The sequence below is a fragment of the Sporosarcina sp. P2 genome (assembly GCF_002743255.1).
In the GTDB taxonomy this organism is placed as follows: domain Bacteria; phylum Bacillota; class Bacilli; order Bacillales_A; family Planococcaceae; genus Sporosarcina.
Map to the genome: position 1 here is coordinate 18,911 of NZ_PDYY01000007.1, position 16,069 is coordinate 34,979.

A 16,069-nucleotide genomic window follows, 5' to 3' on the forward strand; every position below is an offset into this window, starting at 1 on the left:
TAATGGACGGATTAAACGGACTGTAGGAAAAGTTTAGACGTGTAACATTGAAACTGGTACCAGAAGAAGTGTATAATGAGTGAATCTATTTACTTAAGGCGGTGAACGAATGGAAGCGCCAAAATTGAAAGTTCAGCTCCGTTCCGTTATTCAACATCCAGACCAGCAAGCGGAAACGCATACGATGCAGGCGACTGGAGAGATCATTGAGAAAAAAGGGCAGGCCTACTTATTGTTTGAAGAACGGACAGAAGGAATGCCAGCAGTCCGAACGACCGTGAAGCTACATGCCGAAGATGCCTTCATCATGCGTAAAGGCGGCGTGCAGATGCGCTTACCGTTCAGACAAGACGATGTCCGTTTTGGCACGTACGGTAATGGTCCTGCCGTTATGGATTTAGCCGTTTATACCAATCAACTGGAGTGGGTACCTGGACGTTTTACCGTAGCGTACGACTTACATTCAGATGAAAGTTTATTAGGGAAATACCATTTGACAATAACCTACTCGGAGGTAACACAATGAATGCAGTAGAGCAGATTCAACATGAAATTAAAGAAGCGTTGCACGAAGCGATTGAGAAAGCACAACTAGTTGAAGGTGCGGATATTCCGGAAATTAAACTGGAATCACCAAGAAGTAAAGAGAACGGCGATTATGCAGCGAATATCGCAATGCAGTTGACAAAACTAGCGAAAAAGCCACCACGTGCAATCGCGGAAAGTATCTTGGAGCATCTTGATACGACAAACACGGCAATCGACTCCATTGAAATTGCTGGACCCGGTTTCCTCAATATCCGCTTGAAAACAGACAGTCTCGGAGATATCGTGAAATCTGTCCTGGACCAAGGAGCAGACTACGGACGTTCCGACAGCGGACAGCAACAGAAGATCCAAGTTGAATTCGTTTCAGCGAACCCAACAGGCGACTTGCACTTAGGACACGCACGCGGGGCATCACTTGGTGATTCATTATGTAATATTCTTGACAAAGCAGGCTATGACGTAGCGCGGGAATACTACATCAATGATGCGGGTAATCAAATAAATAACTTAGCGTTATCGATTGACGTTCGTTATTTCGAAGCACTTGGATTAGAAAAAGAAATGCCGGAAGACGGCTACCGTGGCGCAGATATCATCGCCATCGCAAAAGGCCTCGTTGAACAATATGGAGACAAGTATGTCCATGTTCCAGAAGAAGAGCGACTTGCATTTTTCCGTGAACACGGCTTGAATATCGAATTGGATAAACTAAAGAAAGACTTAACGGACTTCCGCGTTCATTTCGATAACTGGTTCTCGGAAACATCCCTATATAACAACGGCAAGATCGAAATCGCACTCCAAAAACTTCGTGAAAATGGCCATGTCTATGAAGAAGACGGCGCGACTTGGTTCCGCTCCACTACATTTGGTGACGATAAAGACCGTGTATTAATCAAACAAGACGGATCATTCACGTACTTAACACCGGACATTGCCTATCACCAAGACAAGCTAAGTCGTGGATTTGATAAACTAATCAATATTTGGGGAGCAGACCACCACGGATATATTCCACGTATGAAAGCAGCAATCCAGGCGCTAGGTTATGACCGCGATACGCTCGAAGTAGAAGTGGCGCAAATGGTTCAGCTCTATAAAGACGGAGAAAAATTCAAAATGAGCAAGCGCACAGGAAAAGCGGTCACATTGCGTGAACTCGTAGAAGAAGTCGGATTAGACGCTGTACGGTATTTCTTTGCGATGCGCTCAGGCGATGCACAAATGGACTTCGATTTAGATTTGGCAGTATCCAAATCCAATGAAAACCCTGTCTACTACGCACAATACGCGCACGCACGTATCTGTTCAATCCTACGTCAGGCAAAAGAACAGAACGTGGAAGCGTCAACGAAAAACGTCACGCTATTGCAAGATGAGAAAGAATTGGAGCTACTGAAGAAGCTCGGAGATTTCCCGAAACTTATCAGCGACTCAGCTCGCATGCGCGCACCGCACCGCGTGACGACATATATTCAAGAACTAGCAGCTACATTCCATAGTTTCTACAATGCGAATAAAGTGCTCGACCCGGAAAATAAAGACCTGTCCGAGGCACGTTTGGCTTTGATCACAGCAACTAAAACGACGATTGCGAACGCATTGAAATTAGTTGGCGTTGAAGCACCGGAAAGAATGTAATATCTCGAAAACGGCCAAGCAGATTATTTACTGCTTGGCTTTTTTATGTCTTTGGAAGTACTGCCTGTCAAAGTTTCATCAAATCCAACGAAATATCCCAATAGCGCGATCTTCAAGCAGTTTGGCGCGGTTACACATCATAATAGCGCGGATCACTCAACGATTAGCGCGGTTACATAGAGTAATTGCGCGGTGTTAAACACGAAATGCGCGGTCTATTCCAGTTTTAGCGCGGTTCAACCTACCACCACAAGAACAGGTAGGAAGTGGGATGACTTTTGAAAGATCAGCACCGCCCTGTACAACCCTCACTATTACCGCTATAATAAAGCATAATTACATATCTTCTAAAAGGTTCTCAATACTAGAGATGAAAAGTGAAATCGGTTCAAATCCGATGCGGTCCCGCCACTGTACGTGCTATGCACAAGCCAGGTCACCTGCCTTTTTAGAAAATGAAGTTCCGCAGCAACCTACGAGGATAGGTGTAATGGAAGAAGTCACGTCCTGATTTCATCCCACCTAATCCTTCGAATGATCGAAGGATTTTTTCGTGTCTGCGACTTGCGTAATGCAACACACATATTAAAGGAGGAACACACATGAAGAAGTTTTTACAACTACTGCTGACAGCAATGCTCGCGGTACTACTACTCGCAGCATGTGGAAGCGATAGTGCAAAAGAAGAAACGCCAGCAGATGAAAATCAAGCTGGCGAAGAAACGAAAACAGAACAAGCATCAAAGGATACAACGAGTTATCCATACACTCTGACAGATGCGATTGGCAAAGAAGTTACATTTGAAAAAGTGCCGGAAACTGTCATTTCATTACTTCCAAGCAACACGGAAATTTTATACGGGATTGGTGCAGGAGATAAAGTCATTGCAGTAACAGAAAACGATGACTATCCTAAAGAGGTAACAGAGCTAGATACAGTAGGGGACTTTACGGTCAACATAGAAAAAGTGATTTCATTGCAACCGGAAGCGGTGTTCGCACATGAAATGATGTTGGGTTCGAATGAAGAAGGATTGAATCAGATTCGTGACGCAGGCATCCCTGTGATCGTTATACAGAATGCAGGAACATTTGAAGAGACATATGAAACGATTGAATTGATTGGTAAAGTTATGGACAAAAATGTGGAAGCGAATCAAATCGTTGAAGATATGAAAACGAAAGTCGCTGATATCGAAAAGAAAGCAGCGGACATTACGGACAAGAAGCGCGTGTTCATTGAAAACTCCGATGCGCCTGAAATTTACACGGCAGGAAAAGGAACTTTCCCACAACAGTTTTTGGATATGATCAATGCTGAAAACATCGTGACAGAAGAAGGTTGGATTATGATCAGTCCTGAAACGATTGTAGATGAAAATCCGGATGTAATTTTGGCAATATATAGCTATGTTCCAAACGTTGTAGAAAATATTAAGACGCGTGACGGGTTTGATGCAGTTACTGCGATCAAAGAAGATCGAGTCATTCAACTGGATGAAGATATTACAAGCCGTACAGGTCCGCGTTTGGCTGACGGATTAGAATCGTTTGCGAAAGCAGTCTATCCTGAGGTATTCGGTGAATAAAACTGCGCTCGCCTATGTCGTGTCGATTGCCACGCTCCTTGTGGCAATCTGGCTCGGCGTATCGATCGGTACAGTGAAAATACCAATAGAGACGCTATGGAATCAATCGGATGCGACCGCGAGTAATATTTTGTGGAAGATCCGTATGCCACGTGTGTTGCTGGCCGGAATTGTCGGTGCCTCACTGGCTATATCAGGAGCCGCGTTCCAAGGGCTTTTGAAAAACCCGTTAGCTGATCCTTACACCCTCGGAGTGTCATCCGGTGCCTCTGTCGGCGCCGTGATCACACTCTTTTTTGGTATATCGCTGCCGGTTCTTGGCGCGTTCACCTTACCTGTATTTAGTATGATGGGTGCCGCAATCACGATGTTTTTAGTGATCGGTTTTGCTCGAATGGTCGACCGATCAATGAAAATGGAGACGATCATTTTAACAGGAATCATTTTTGGCTCATTTCTCGGCTCCGTGCTGTCGCTGATGATCGCGTTAACGCAAGAAGAACTTCGTCAGATCGTCGGTTGGCTGCTTGGTAGCGTATCGATGCGCGGCTGGAATTATATTCTGATGGTCTTACCGTTTTTTATCATCGGTACATTTATGCTGTGGCTTAATCGCCGTGAATTGAATGCTTTATTATTCGGCGAAGAACGTGCGCATCATCTTGGAGTCAATGTCAAACAACGTAAATTGATGATTTTGCTAGGCGGTTCGGTCTTAACTGGTTCCGCCGTTGCCGTGTCTGGAACAATCGGCTTCGTTGGCCTAGTGGTCCCGCATATGACACGTATGTTATGGGGCTCCGATCACCGTCACGTCTTGCCGTTATCATTGTGTAACGGCGCTTCATTATTGATTATTTGCGATCTCGTAGCACGAACGATTATTTCACCGGCTGAATTACCGGTCGGTGTCATTACCGCATTCATTGGCGCTCCGGTGTTTGCCTATATCTTTTACAAACAACGTAGAAAAGGAGCGATGTGAAGATGTTGCAAGTGGACAATTTGTCGGGAGGTTACGGAAGAGAACCGATTGTGCGAAATGTGTCGTTCCACGTGGAAAAAGGAGAAGTTCTCGGGATTTTAGGGCCGAACGGGAGCGGGAAATCTACATTACTGAAAATTATATCGGGGATTTTGCCGAAACAAAGCGGTAGGGTAATGATTGCCGGAAAGCCTTCTGGTGCCTATACGCAGAAACAATTCGCACAGCAAGTAGCGGTCTTGCCACAGCTTCATGCCCATGCGTTTTCCCATAGCGTCAAAGACACTGTCGCGCTAGGTCGTTATCCGTATCAGACCGGAATTTTTTCAAGTTGGTCGGAGTTTGACGAGCAAGCAGTACAAGAAGCGATGAATTATACAGGTGTCACGCGATACGAAAATACCGCCATTGAATTATTGTCAGGCGGCGAGCAACAACGCGTATTTGTTGCACAAGCACTCGCCCAGCAAGCACCTATTTTATTATTGGATGAACCGACAAATCACCTCGACATCGCACATCAGCAACAATTGCTCGATACGATCCGTAATCAAGCGAGACAGAAGGGGATCACGGTCATTTCGGTATTTCATGATATCAATCTCGCTGCTCTTTATTGCGATCGCCTGTTGCTATTAAAGAACGGAGAAGTAGCTTCAATTGGCGTGCCGCAAGACGTCGTGCTCGAGCAAGAGATTCATCACGTATACAATGCGCGTGTCAAAACACAGCCTCATCCTGAAATGCCGAAGCCTCAAATGACGCTGTTGCCGAACTTGCAAGAAAAGGTAGAGCTATTTACTGTAAGGAAGGCAGACATAACGATTAAGGAAGATCACGTATTGTTGCAATCAAGCCAATCGCTGAAGACGATTTCTTCCGCTGTCCATAATGCGGGACTTGGCTGGTACAAGACATTCGTCAATCGAGGCGTACGTGCGGATTATATGATTGATGATGTTCAACGGGAGAACACGGACTATTTGCGTACGCTTGGCTATCATCTGACAGATACAGTCGCGATGATGACAGCCGTTAGTCCCGAGCACGTTGAAGTAGAAGAGTACGAAGGAGAGTTCGGCTCGATTGTCGTGGCGGTGACTGCAGGTGTTGGAAATGCGGTGGATGTTTCGAAGTCTTGGCAACGTGAAGATATTCCTTACATAGGTACGATCAATACATGGGTATTCATTAACGGGGAATTAAGTGAAGAAGCTTTCGTCCAAGCGTTGATTACCGCAACAGAAGCGAAAGTGAAAGCACTGCAAGACGAGCAAGTGAAAGATCCAGAATCCGGCACAGTCGCTACAGGTACTTCGACAGATAGCATGTTAATCGCATCTACACAACAAGGAGAATACTTGCCGTACGCGGGGCCCATTACTCAACTTGGGAAGTTGATCGGTAAAGGGGTCTATGATTGTACGGTGCGAGCTATTCATTCGTATCGATTAGCAGTTGGTGAGCACGGATGATACCTGCACATTTTATTGCGATCGCCATTGGCATGGTACTCGACCGGCTCATTGGAGATCCGCCTAACTGGCCGCATCCAGTCAAGTGGCTAGGTACGACAATTAGTAACTTGACGAAGCTGTTGAATAAAGGCCGTATGCGGACAGTAAAAGGGGCGATAGTCTGGTTGCTTATATGTATGACGACATTTCTGCTCGTTCTCTGGCTTGTCAGTATTGCGTATCGCCTGCATTTGTTGGCGGGGATCGCAATCGAAGCGCTGCTCATTGCGGCGGGACTTGCACAAAAGAGTTTGCGTGACGCGGCGATGCTAGTTTATGAGCCATTGAAGTCAGGAGACATGGACGAAGCTCGTGAAAAACTCAGTTGGATTGTCGGTAGGGATACGAAGAAGCTCGATGAAAGTGCGATAGCCCGCGCTACGATTGAAACGGTTTCAGAAAACACGTCTGACGGGATCACGGCCCCATTATTTTGGGCATTCTTGCTCGGTGCACCTGGTCTATGGCTGTATAAAGCGATCAATACACTTGATTCCATGGTGGGGTACAACGATGAGCGTTATGGTGAATTTGGGAAAGTTTCGGCTCGTATGGATGATCTCTTTAACTGGATACCTTCAAGAATTACAGGATTGCTCATTCTATTGTTCACTCCAAATGAAGGTGGACATTCATTTACCAAGCGAATTAGCGGTTGGTTGGGCGATGCGAAAAAGCATTTGAGCCCAAATAGCGGCTATCTTGAAGCAGCAACGGCTTGGCAACTCAATATTCAGTTGGGCGGACGCAGTACATATCGCGGAGTAGTGTCGGAACGGGCGATACTGGGGCCGGCAGTCATTGCGAATAAAGAACATATCCGCTCCGCTACTTACCAAATGCAAGTCGTGTCTTGGACATTCTGGTCACTGGGCACAGTAATAGGAGGGATTTTCTATGCGATTGCCTGAACACGGCGCAAACAGTAAACGACTGTACACATCAATGAATATTCCTATGCCTAATGAAGTGTTGGATTTCAGTGAGAACTGCAATCCAGCAGGACCTCCGCCGTCTGTAATGGAAGCGTGGCCTACGTTGATATCAACACTCAACAGCTATCCCGATCCAGACGGTCAGCCATTTCGTTCAGCGGTTTCGGTTTTTCATCAAGTAGACGAACAACAAGTGCTCGTCAGCAATGGTGCGGCAGAAATACTCTCTTTATTGGCAGGGAATTACCGAGGCAAACGAGTAATCTTGATTAATCCAACCTTTTCCGAATATCGCGCTACACTTGAAGTGAACGGTGCAGAGGTCGTATCGCTTCAAGCTTGTGAAGCAGAAGGTTTTGAATTGCCTATGCGTCAAATTCTACAGGCATTACCTACAGTGGATGCGATATATATATGCACGCCAAATAATCCGACAGGCTTGTTACCTTCAAAAAACGAGCTAATAACGATTATAGAAGCGGCTAAAAGTAGTTCGACAGATGTTGTGCTAGACGAAGCATTCATTGATTTCATCGATGAATCCAAGTCCTTTATTCCACAAGTCGCGAACTATCCGAATTTGTTAATCGTGCGCTCGATGACGAAAATGTATGCGATTCCTGGCATCCGTTTAGGGTATATCATTGCACATGCCAAACGAATTGAAACGTTGAAACAACGAGCTTCGCATTGGCATGTCAACGGACTCGCTGCCGAAATCGGGGTGTTCTGTTTACAGGAAGAAGCGTATCGTGAACAGGCGATTTTGCACGCGCAAACAGAACGCGTAAAGATGACGCAGTTCTTGCGCTCAAATAGTTGTGAAGTCCTCGACTCTTCCGCTAATTATCTCGTCATGAAGCCTGTGCAAGATGCGAAAAAGCTTTATCAAGATTTATTGAATCAAGGGATCGTCCTGCGGCATTCAGAAAACTTCCGCGGGATGGACGGGCGCTGGTTACGGATCGGAATGAAGTCCGAAACGATGATGGATACACTGCGGGAGGCGATGGATCAATGGTTCAAGCGACAGTAACATTCATCAGTGGCGGAGCGCGCAGCGGAAAAAGTGTGTATGCGGAACGACTGCTTACGAATCAAACGGCAGGTCGCCTCGTCTACATTGCATCCGGTGTAGCAGCCGATGAAGAGATGAAGCATCGGATTGATCAACATAGAGAAGATCGTCGACATGCAAATTGGCACACAATCGAGCAACCGAAACATCTCCATAAAGTGTTGCCGTTTCTAAAACCAGGTGATCTCGTTTTATGGGACTGCCTCACTACATGGCTCGCTAATGAAATGTATGAAGGATACGAAGAAGGTACACCTTGCGTTCATCGCTCGGGGTGTTTAGAACAAAAGCAAAATCAACTACTTCACACGATAAAGCAAATGAAAGAAATTGTCTCACAGCTAGTCATTGTTTCAAATGAAGTCCTCGATGACTGGCAGCAATATGGAGAAGAGACGGAAATTTACCGCAAAACAATCGGCACGCTACATCAACAAATCGTGGAGTTTGCAAATCATGCGATTGAAATGGATCACGGGTTGCCAATCGTCTGGAAAGGTGAGAGTTTATGAACGGATTAATGATCGTTGGCACTGCTTCAGATGTCGGTAAAACGATGATTTGCACCGCACTATGCCGGCTACTTGCGAATGAAGGTGTTCATGTTGCACCATTCAAATCACAAAACATGTCGGGCTTCACTGAAACATTAGCGGACGGACGTGAAATCAGTCGGTCTCAATTCCAGCAAGCACAAGCAGCTCGCACACAACCGATCGTGGAAATGAATCCGATTTTGATGAAGCCGCGAGATGATATGCAGGCTGATGTTCTATTCATGGGCGTACCGCTTGAGACGATAGACGGACAATCCTTTCGTGAAGAGTGGTTCGATAAAGGTCTTGAAACAATCCAAGGAGCGTTAGATTATTTGTCCGATCACTACGATATGCTGATCATCGAAGGAGCGGGAAGTACAGCAGAAGTAAATTTGATGGATCGTGAACTGACGAATATGCGCGTTGCGGAACTGGCAGGTGTGCCTGTTATACTAGTTGCGGACATTTCCAAAGGTGGTGCATTTGCATCGATTGTTGGCACGCTTCAACTACTTTCAGAAGAAAGACGTCAGCGTGTCAAAGGTATTATCATCAATAAATTTTACGGTGACGCGTCTTATTTCGAAAGTGGCGTGAAATTTATTGAACAATACACCGGGATCCCGGTGGCTGGTGTCATTCCCGTCTTAGAAAACCATGGAATACCAGAAGAAGACATGGATCGTACCACGCTTCCTGCAATGGAAGGTGTCGATGTCTACGAACAATGGGCTGAGCACGTCAAGCAACATATCGACTGGCCGTTGATTCAATCTATTTTGGCGTAAAGGAGCGAGAAGATGAATAGCATTTTACTAGCGCTCCAATTTTTCACGTCACTTCCTGTTCATAAAGAACTGCCGCTAGGGAAAAAAGAAGTTTCCGGTATGTACATCGCGTTGCCGTTCGTCGGTGGAGGAATCGGTTTACTGCTAGCAGGCGTTGCGTATGTTACAAGTGATTTCAATAATTTCCTAGCTGCGGTACTCATTTTACTCGCGGGATTGGTTGCGACTGGCGGCTTACATGTAGACGGATTTGCGGATCTCGGCGATGCATTCTTTTCTTATCAGGATCGTGAAAAACGTCTAACTATCATGGATGATCCGCGACTCGGTGCATTCGGCACATTGTCGTTACTCGTTTTGCTCTGCATGAAAATTGGCTTATTCATTGAAATTCTGCAGCTTGTAAACGGTTGGGCATTGCTTGTCGCGGTGCCGATTCTCTCTCGCGCTGCTGTAGTAGGGTATTACACACTGACGAAAACCGCGAAAACAAGCGGCATTGCGTACTTTTTCAAACAACAATTTTTACGCGGACGGATGCTAGTTGCATCGAGCGCGATCAGTGTAGTGACGATTGTTCTGTTAAGTATTCATTTCCGCTCCATTTTATTACTCCCCGTTATGCTACTCGTCATATGTTTAGCGATCTGGCTTTATCATCTCTGGACGATCAAACATTTCGGAGGCGTCACAGGGGATCTATGCGGGGCATTCATTGAAGGAATGGAGGTGCTATTATGGGGCGTCCTTATCGTGTATTTCTCGTTCGGCACTTAACGACGACTGCCAATGAACAGCGACTCTATTGTGGGTGGACGGATAGCGAATTGGTGTCGCAAGAAGGCGTGGCCATTGAATTTCCAGTAGCCGTCCAACATGTAATGGGAAGTGATTTGATCAGAACCCGTCAAACAGCAGCCATTTATTTTCCACGAATAGACTTTACGGCTGATGTGCGCTGGCGGGAATGTAATTTCGGGGACTTTGAAGAGCAGTCGTATGATCAATTGAAAAATGATCCCGATTACCGCAATTGGCTAGACGATGCGTGGAACACACCACCGCGCAATGGGGAAACATTGCAGCAAGTGAAGTCACGCGTGCTGGATGCATTAGCCGAGTTGCCGAATGAAGCGGTCGTCGTGACACATGGCGGCGTGATTCGCGTAGTGCTCGATACATTCACACAAGAGCAACGTTCATTTTGGGAATGGAACGTTACGAACGGATCCATTTGGCAACTCGAATGGGCTAGCGAGAATGAATTCAAGGAGGGGAAGCCATGCACGTCGTTATCGGAGGTGCCTATAACGGTAAAACGGACTATGTGAGACGTTGGATTGGCGATTCGTCAGCGTGTTTCTGTACAATGGATACAGCAGCAACCGCTAAACCCGGTAAATCACTCGTCATTTCGGATTTGCACGAGTGGCTGATGACTATGGATATAACAGAAATAGAGGCCAGCAACGCGGTACGCGAAATCAGCGGACCGAACACTGTCTTCATATTAACGGAAATCGGGCGGGGCATTGTGCCGCTTGATGCACAGCAACGGGAACTGCGCGATCGATGCGGCCGTTTGTATCAGCAATTATTCGCAGAAGCAACAACGGTTACAAGAATTTGGTATGGTATTGCTCAGACAATCAAAGGAGTGAAGTGAAATGAAAATTTATACGAAGACTGGTGACAAAGGTACGACAAGTTTAATTGGTGGACGCGTCGCAAAAGACGACTTGCGCGTCGAGGCATACGGCACGATTGATGAACTGAATTCATTCATTGGGAAAGCTATGACAGAACTGGATGGAGGGACGTTTGCGGATATCCTAACCGATCTTGAGACAATTCAAAATGAATTATTTGATGGTGGCGGTGACTTGGCAAACGTCATGAAAGAGCGTCATTACAAACTTGACGATGAACCTATCACAGTTCTTGAAAACCGAATCGATAAACTAATGGAAGAAGCGCCTGAACTAGAACGTTTCATCCTACCAGGCGGTTCACCAGCAGCTGCGACATTGCACATCGCGCGTACCGTAACACGCCGTGCAGAACGTGTAACGGTTACACTGATGAACGCAGCGGACGACGTATCACCTGTCGTGGGGCGCTATTTGAACCGTCTGTCGGATTATCTATTCGTAGCAGCACGCATCGTGAACGCTCGACTCGGCATTTCAGACAATGAATACGTCCGCAGCGCAAAAGTGTTCCGCACGAATGAGAAAAAGGATAAGTGATCATGCGTAAACAGGGGTCTCTGGTAATGCCAGAGGCCCCTGTTTTTTGGGGGCGCTCAATGAATTCATGTATCCGCTCAATCGCGGGGCTTGAACGCTCTATCAAGTCCTGTATTCGCTCAATCGCAATGCCCGAGCGCTCTATCAAGCTTTGTCTCCGCTCAATCACAATGCCTGAGCGCTCATTCAAGTCTCACATCCGCCCTACCTCCATCAAATCAAACCCGAATCACATCATACAATTCCGTAAACTCTGGCTTACTTAAAATTTTCGGCACAGGATACAATGGATTCGCTTCCGCTAAGGCGCGTTGTACCATTAGTGGAATATCTTCCACCATAATTCCATCCACCTTCTCCGGAATGTTCATCGCATGATTCAATGCCCGAATTTCCTCGATGAACTTCTCTGCTTTCATTCGCATCGTATCCGAATGATTTGTGATGCCAATTAAATCAGCTAACTCGGAAAGAGGTTCATATACGCTTTTTCCGTAATACTCGAGTACGTGCGGTAAAATAATTGCATTCGCTAATCCGTGTGGCATGTTGTAAAAACCACCGAGCGTGTGTGCGATGGCATGAACATTGCCGACGTACGCTCGAGTGAATGCTTTGCCGGCCAAATAAGAAGCCTGTTGCATATTCGTTCTGGCAGTCAAATTCTCCCCATTGCGGTAGGCTTCATATAAATTTGAGAACACGAGTTGCACTACTGCACGGCTGTCATTCCGTGTATCATACGTATTACTGTTGCCAATATACGCTTCGACTGCGTGCGTTAAGGCATCCATTCCGGTGGCTGCCGTAAGGGCGGGCGGCAACTTCATCGTCAACAATGGGTCGAGTACAGCATAATGGGGGATCAGTGACGTATCATTGATTGCATACTTCTCATATGTCCTACTATTCGTCACTACCGCAGCGAGCGTTGCTTCACTTCCAGTTCCCGCGGTCGTAGGTACCGTGAACAACGTAGGAATTCGCTTGCGCACGTGGAATAAGCCTTTCAACTCGGGAATCTGTTTCTCGGGTCTTGCAATTCGTGCACCTACCGCTTTTGCGCAATCCATTGGAGAACCACCGCCGAACGCAATGAGTGCTTCGCATTCATTGGCGACGTACAATGCTCGCGCTTCTTCGATGTTGACTATCGTAGGATTTGCGACAGTTTGGTCATACACCAAGTATTTGATACCGAGTGAATGGAGACCGACTAGCAGGACATCTAGTAAGCCGAGCTTGGCGACGTCGTGATCCGTAATAATAAGCACACTACGAATACCGAGACTTTTTACTTTCCCAGCAAGGCTTTCCAAACTACCAGGTCCAACTAGCAACTCTGGCTCTCGCCAAGGTAAAAAGTTCATTCCGACTTTGAGTCCTTTTTGAAATAGCCGTGCATATAATCGATACATAACAAAACCCCTTTCTAATGCTAGCAGCATATTATGAAAACGTTAGCATGAAGTAGGTGAATTTGCTATATTTAAATACGATGAAACGGAATGTTCCAACTAATCTGACAGTAATGTTATGCTAGAGATGAAAAACGCACACTTTTTCTAATTTGAAAAATCCACATCCTAGATTCATTGATAAATTTAAAAAACGTAGCGATAAAGCCGATAAGAGCGGGCTTTGATGAGAGAATAATGGTAATAACTACATAATTACTTGACAAAACGACCTCTCATACATAGTAAGAAAATAAAAAATAAACTTACAAAAAGAGTTGACTGAATGATCATTCATTATTACACTATACATAGAATATAATTGAAAGCGGTTTCTCAAAGGGAATCACAAGTAGAAGAAATGGAGGGGGAATAAGGGATGAATATATTACTTATCGCGAACTGGATATTATTTACAGCAGTCGTTATATACGGCTTTGGTTTATTCCTATACTTACTAAAAACTCGCTACGAATTCATCCGACTGGGGAGAAAAGAAGAATTCGATAATGACGTCAAAGCGCGTTTGAAGAAAATTTGGGTTTACGTATTTGGACAAAAGAAACTATTGAAAGATAAAAAGAGTGGGGCCATTCATGTGATGTTCTTCTATGGTTTCCTACTCGTTCAATTTGGGGCAATTGACCTGATCTGGAAAGGCTTAAAACCGGGATCGCATCTGCCACTTGGTCCGTTGTATCCGGCGTTTACATTCTTTCAGGAAATTGTCGTATTTGTCATCCTAGTAGCGGTCGTATGGGCGTTCTACCGTCGTTACATGGAGAAGTTAGTTCGTCTAAAGCGCGGTTGGAAGTCCGGTCTAGTTCTTATATTTATTGGACTACTAATGATTTCCACACTGGTCGCAAACGGCGCGAACATGATTTGGCATAATGAAGGTACTACATGGACAGAGCCAATGGCGTCGATCATAGCAACAGTATTCAGCGGTGTTCCGACGGGCGTAGCCGTCACCATATTCTTTATCGGCTGGTGGGTACACTTACTAACATTGTTGACGTTCCTAGTGTATGTTCCACAATCTAAGCACGCGCACTTGATCGCAGGTCCGGCAAACGTCTATTTCCACCGCTTAGATCACGCAGGACGTTTAAAGCCAATCGATTTTGAAGCGCTTGAAGAAATCGAAGACGAGGATGAAATGCCGCCACTTGGTGTAGGCAAAATTACCGACTTCACACAAGCGCAAATGATAGATTTTTATGCATGTGTAGAATGTGGACGCTGTACCAATATGTGTCCGGCGACGGGTACAGGTAAAATGTTATCACCGATGGACTTGATAACGAAGCTACGTGACCACTTAACAAACACAGGTGCTGTCATGACGAAGCAACAACCGTGGGTACCGCAGTTCATGTTCAACAACACACAAGGAAATCAATTGGCATTCGCTGCTACGGCGGAAGGCATGACAATCGATGAATTATATAGTCCTTCATTGATCGGAGACGTCATCACGGAAGAAGAAATTTGGGCATGTACGACGTGCCGTAACTGTGAAGACCAGTGTCCAGTAATGAATGAACACGTAGATAAAATTATCGATCTTCGCCGTTATCTGGTGATGACGGAAGGGAAGATGGATCCCGATGCACAGCGCGCGATGACAAATATCGAACGTCAAGGAAATCCTTGGGGTCTTAACCGAAAAGAGAAAGAAAACTGGAGAGACGCACGTCCAGACTTGCACATCCCGACAGTGAAGGAAGCGAAGAATGCTGGAGAAGACTTCGAATACCTACTGTGGGTTGGTTCTATGGGTGCGTTTGATAACCGCTCACAGAAAATTGCTCTATCTTTCGCACATTTATTGAATGAAGCAGGAGTAAGCTTTGCAATTCTTGGTAACAAAGAGAAGAACTCCGGAGACACACCACGTCGTCTCGGAAATGAATTTTTATTCCAGGAGCTCGCAACTGCGAATATCGCGGAATTCGAAAAAGCCAACGTCTCAAAAATTGTCACGATCGATCCGCACGCATATAATATCTTCAAAAATGAATATCCCGATTTCGGTCTGCAAGTTATTGTCAAACACCATACCGAGTTGCTTTATGAACTGGTCATGGCAGGCAAACTAGTACCGAAATATGCCATCGACGAGGTCATCACATTCCATGACTCTTGTTATCTAGGACGCTATAACGACGTCTATGATCAGCCAAGAGAAATCCTTAAAGCGATTCCAGGCGTTCAGTTGGTAGAAATGGAACGTAACCGTGAAGAAGGCATGTGCTGTGGAGCGGGTGGCGGTATGATGTGGATGGAAGAAGATACAGGCCAGCGCGTCAACGTAGCACGTACTGAACAAGCGCTTGAAGTTAGCCCAGGAATCATTTCATCGGGCTGTCCGTATTGCTTGACGATGTTGTCTGACGGAACGAAAGCTGTTGAAGTCGAAGAACAAGTCGGCACATACGACATTGCTGAACTATTGGAGCGATCGATCTTTGGAGAATTCCAAACGGTTGCGGAGCCCGAAGAAGAAGTGGTAGAAGAAATAGTAGTTGTGGAAGAAGTAGTAGAGACAGAAGAATTGATTTCGGAGCCCGAGTTAGCTGTAACGGTTGAAACAGGGGATGAAACACCGAAAAACGACGATGGAAAACGGAATTAAAAGTATTGTGAATATCGTGTCAATACCGTACAATTAAGTTATCTAAAGCGCTAACAATTGAATGAACTATAATAAGAGGGGCTATGCACCCTCTTATTTAG

At 45.6% G+C, this 16,069-nt stretch carries 15 protein-coding genes and 1 riboswitch; of the genes, 14 read left to right on the forward strand and 1 reads right to left on the reverse strand.

Annotated elements, in window-relative coordinates:
• Positions 1 to 109: 109 nt before the first annotated feature.
• From CSV67_RS08715 to CSV67_RS08775, 13 genes are all read left to right on the forward strand, one after another.
• Positions 110 to 526, forward strand: coding sequence for a YwiB family protein (locus tag CSV67_RS08715; RefSeq protein WP_099631215.1), 417 nt, complete (start codon positions 110 to 112; stop codon positions 524 to 526).
• Entirely contained in the window at positions 523 to 2,190 is a 1,668-nt protein-coding gene (gene argS, locus CSV67_RS08720; protein ID WP_099631216.1) for an arginine--tRNA ligase, read from the forward strand. Before CSV67_RS08715 ends, argS begins: the two co-directional genes overlap by 4 nt.
• 335 nt (positions 2,191 to 2,525) lie before the next feature.
• Positions 2,526 to 2,652: riboswitch (cobalamin riboswitch) on the forward strand.
• Between the two features lie 140 nt (positions 2,653 to 2,792).
• Positions 2,793 to 3,779, forward strand: coding sequence for an ABC transporter substrate-binding protein (locus CSV67_RS08725; RefSeq protein ID WP_099631217.1), 987 nt, complete (start codon positions 2,793 to 2,795; stop codon positions 3,777 to 3,779).
• Positions 3,772 to 4,764, forward strand: coding sequence for a FecCD family ABC transporter permease (locus tag CSV67_RS08730; RefSeq protein WP_099631218.1), 993 nt, complete (start codon positions 3,772 to 3,774; stop codon positions 4,762 to 4,764). Before CSV67_RS08725 ends, CSV67_RS08730 begins: the two co-directional genes overlap by 8 nt.
• Before the next feature lie 2 nt (positions 4,765 to 4,766).
• The gene (locus tag CSV67_RS08735) at positions 4,767 to 6,239 is read left to right on the forward strand and encodes an adenosylcobinamide amidohydrolase (RefSeq protein WP_099631219.1); all 1,473 of its coding nucleotides are present in this window, start codon (positions 4,767 to 4,769) and stop codon (positions 6,237 to 6,239) included.
• A complete protein-coding gene (gene cbiB / locus CSV67_RS08740) occupies positions 6,239 to 7,192 on the forward strand; it encodes an adenosylcobinamide-phosphate synthase CbiB (RefSeq protein WP_099631352.1) in 954 nt (317 codons plus the stop codon). The genes CSV67_RS08735 and cbiB overlap by 1 nt, the downstream gene beginning before the upstream one ends.
• Positions 7,179 to 8,252, forward strand: coding sequence for a threonine-phosphate decarboxylase CobD (cobD, locus tag CSV67_RS08745; RefSeq protein ID WP_099631220.1), 1,074 nt, complete (start codon positions 7,179 to 7,181; stop codon positions 8,250 to 8,252). Before cbiB ends, cobD begins: the two co-directional genes overlap by 14 nt.
• Positions 8,234 to 8,806, forward strand: coding sequence for a bifunctional adenosylcobinamide kinase/adenosylcobinamide-phosphate guanylyltransferase (locus CSV67_RS08750; protein ID WP_099631221.1), 573 nt, complete (start codon positions 8,234 to 8,236; stop codon positions 8,804 to 8,806). Before cobD ends, CSV67_RS08750 begins: the two co-directional genes overlap by 19 nt.
• Positions 8,803 to 9,621: a cobyric acid synthase gene (locus CSV67_RS08755; protein WP_099631222.1), complete on the forward strand. Its 819-nt coding sequence runs from the start codon at positions 8,803 to 8,805 to the stop codon at positions 9,619 to 9,621. The genes CSV67_RS08750 and CSV67_RS08755 overlap by 4 nt, the downstream gene beginning before the upstream one ends.
• Positions 9,622 to 9,633: 12 nt before the next feature.
• Entirely contained in the window at positions 9,634 to 10,398 is a 765-nt protein-coding gene (gene cobS, locus CSV67_RS08760; RefSeq protein WP_099631223.1) for an adenosylcobinamide-GDP ribazoletransferase, read from the forward strand.
• Complete coding sequence (locus CSV67_RS08765; RefSeq protein ID WP_099631224.1) at positions 10,359 to 10,952, forward strand: histidine phosphatase family protein; 594 nt, start codon at positions 10,359 to 10,361, stop codon at positions 10,950 to 10,952. The genes cobS and CSV67_RS08765 overlap by 40 nt, the downstream gene beginning before the upstream one ends.
• Positions 10,904 to 11,287: a bifunctional adenosylcobinamide kinase/adenosylcobinamide-phosphate guanylyltransferase gene (locus CSV67_RS08770; RefSeq protein WP_099631225.1), complete on the forward strand. Its 384-nt coding sequence runs from the start codon at positions 10,904 to 10,906 to the stop codon at positions 11,285 to 11,287. The genes CSV67_RS08765 and CSV67_RS08770 overlap by 49 nt, the downstream gene beginning before the upstream one ends.
• A gap of 1 nt (position 11,288) precedes the next feature.
• Positions 11,289 to 11,870: a cob(I)yrinic acid a,c-diamide adenosyltransferase gene (locus tag CSV67_RS08775; protein WP_099631226.1), complete on the forward strand. Its 582-nt coding sequence runs from the start codon at positions 11,289 to 11,291 to the stop codon at positions 11,868 to 11,870.
• A gap of 218 nt (positions 11,871 to 12,088) precedes the next feature.
• Here CSV67_RS08775 and CSV67_RS08780 read toward each other — a convergent pair whose 3' ends face one another.
• A complete protein-coding gene (locus CSV67_RS08780; protein WP_099631227.1) occupies positions 12,089 to 13,288 on the reverse strand; it encodes an iron-containing alcohol dehydrogenase in 1,200 nt (399 codons plus the stop codon).
• A gap of 418 nt (positions 13,289 to 13,706) precedes the next feature.
• Between CSV67_RS08780 and CSV67_RS08785 the strand changes: the two genes are divergently transcribed.
• Positions 13,707 to 15,968, forward strand: coding sequence for a (Fe-S)-binding protein (locus CSV67_RS08785; protein ID WP_099631228.1), 2,262 nt, complete (start codon positions 13,707 to 13,709; stop codon positions 15,966 to 15,968).
• Positions 15,969 to 16,069 lie beyond the last annotated feature (101 nt).

Bases quoted from the DNA above. Each gene is read 5' to 3' on its own strand.
- CSV67_RS08735 (WP_099631219.1), top strand. From the start codon at position 4,767: ATGTTGCAAGTGGACAATTTGTCGGGAGGTTACGGAAGAGAACCGATT.
- CSV67_RS08770 (WP_099631225.1), top strand. From the start codon at position 10,904: ATGCACGTCGTTATCGGAGGTGCCTATAACGGTAAAACGGACTATGTG.
- CSV67_RS08725 (WP_099631217.1), top strand. From the start codon at position 2,793: ATGAAGAAGTTTTTACAACTACTGCTGACAGCAATGCTCGCGGTACTA.
- cobD (WP_099631220.1), top strand. From the start codon at position 7,179: ATGCGATTGCCTGAACACGGCGCAAACAGTAAACGACTGTACACATCA.
- CSV67_RS08755 (WP_099631222.1), top strand. From the start codon at position 8,803: ATGAACGGATTAATGATCGTTGGCACTGCTTCAGATGTCGGTAAAACG.
- CSV67_RS08785 (WP_099631228.1), top strand. From the start codon at position 13,707: ATGAATATATTACTTATCGCGAACTGGATATTATTTACAGCAGTCGTT.
- argS (WP_099631216.1), top strand. From the start codon at position 523: ATGAATGCAGTAGAGCAGATTCAACATGAAATTAAAGAAGCGTTGCAC.
- CSV67_RS08775 (WP_099631226.1), top strand. From the start codon at position 11,289: ATGAAAATTTATACGAAGACTGGTGACAAAGGTACGACAAGTTTAATT.
- CSV67_RS08780 (WP_099631227.1), bottom strand. From the start codon at position 13,288: ATGTATCGATTATATGCACGGCTATTTCAAAAAGGACTCAAAGTCGGA.
- cobS (WP_099631223.1), top strand. From the start codon at position 9,634: ATGAATAGCATTTTACTAGCGCTCCAATTTTTCACGTCACTTCCTGTT.
- CSV67_RS08715 (WP_099631215.1), top strand. From the start codon at position 110: ATGGAAGCGCCAAAATTGAAAGTTCAGCTCCGTTCCGTTATTCAACAT.
- CSV67_RS08765 (WP_099631224.1), top strand. From the start codon at position 10,359: ATGGGGCGTCCTTATCGTGTATTTCTCGTTCGGCACTTAACGACGACT.
- CSV67_RS08750 (WP_099631221.1), top strand. From the start codon at position 8,234: ATGGTTCAAGCGACAGTAACATTCATCAGTGGCGGAGCGCGCAGCGGA.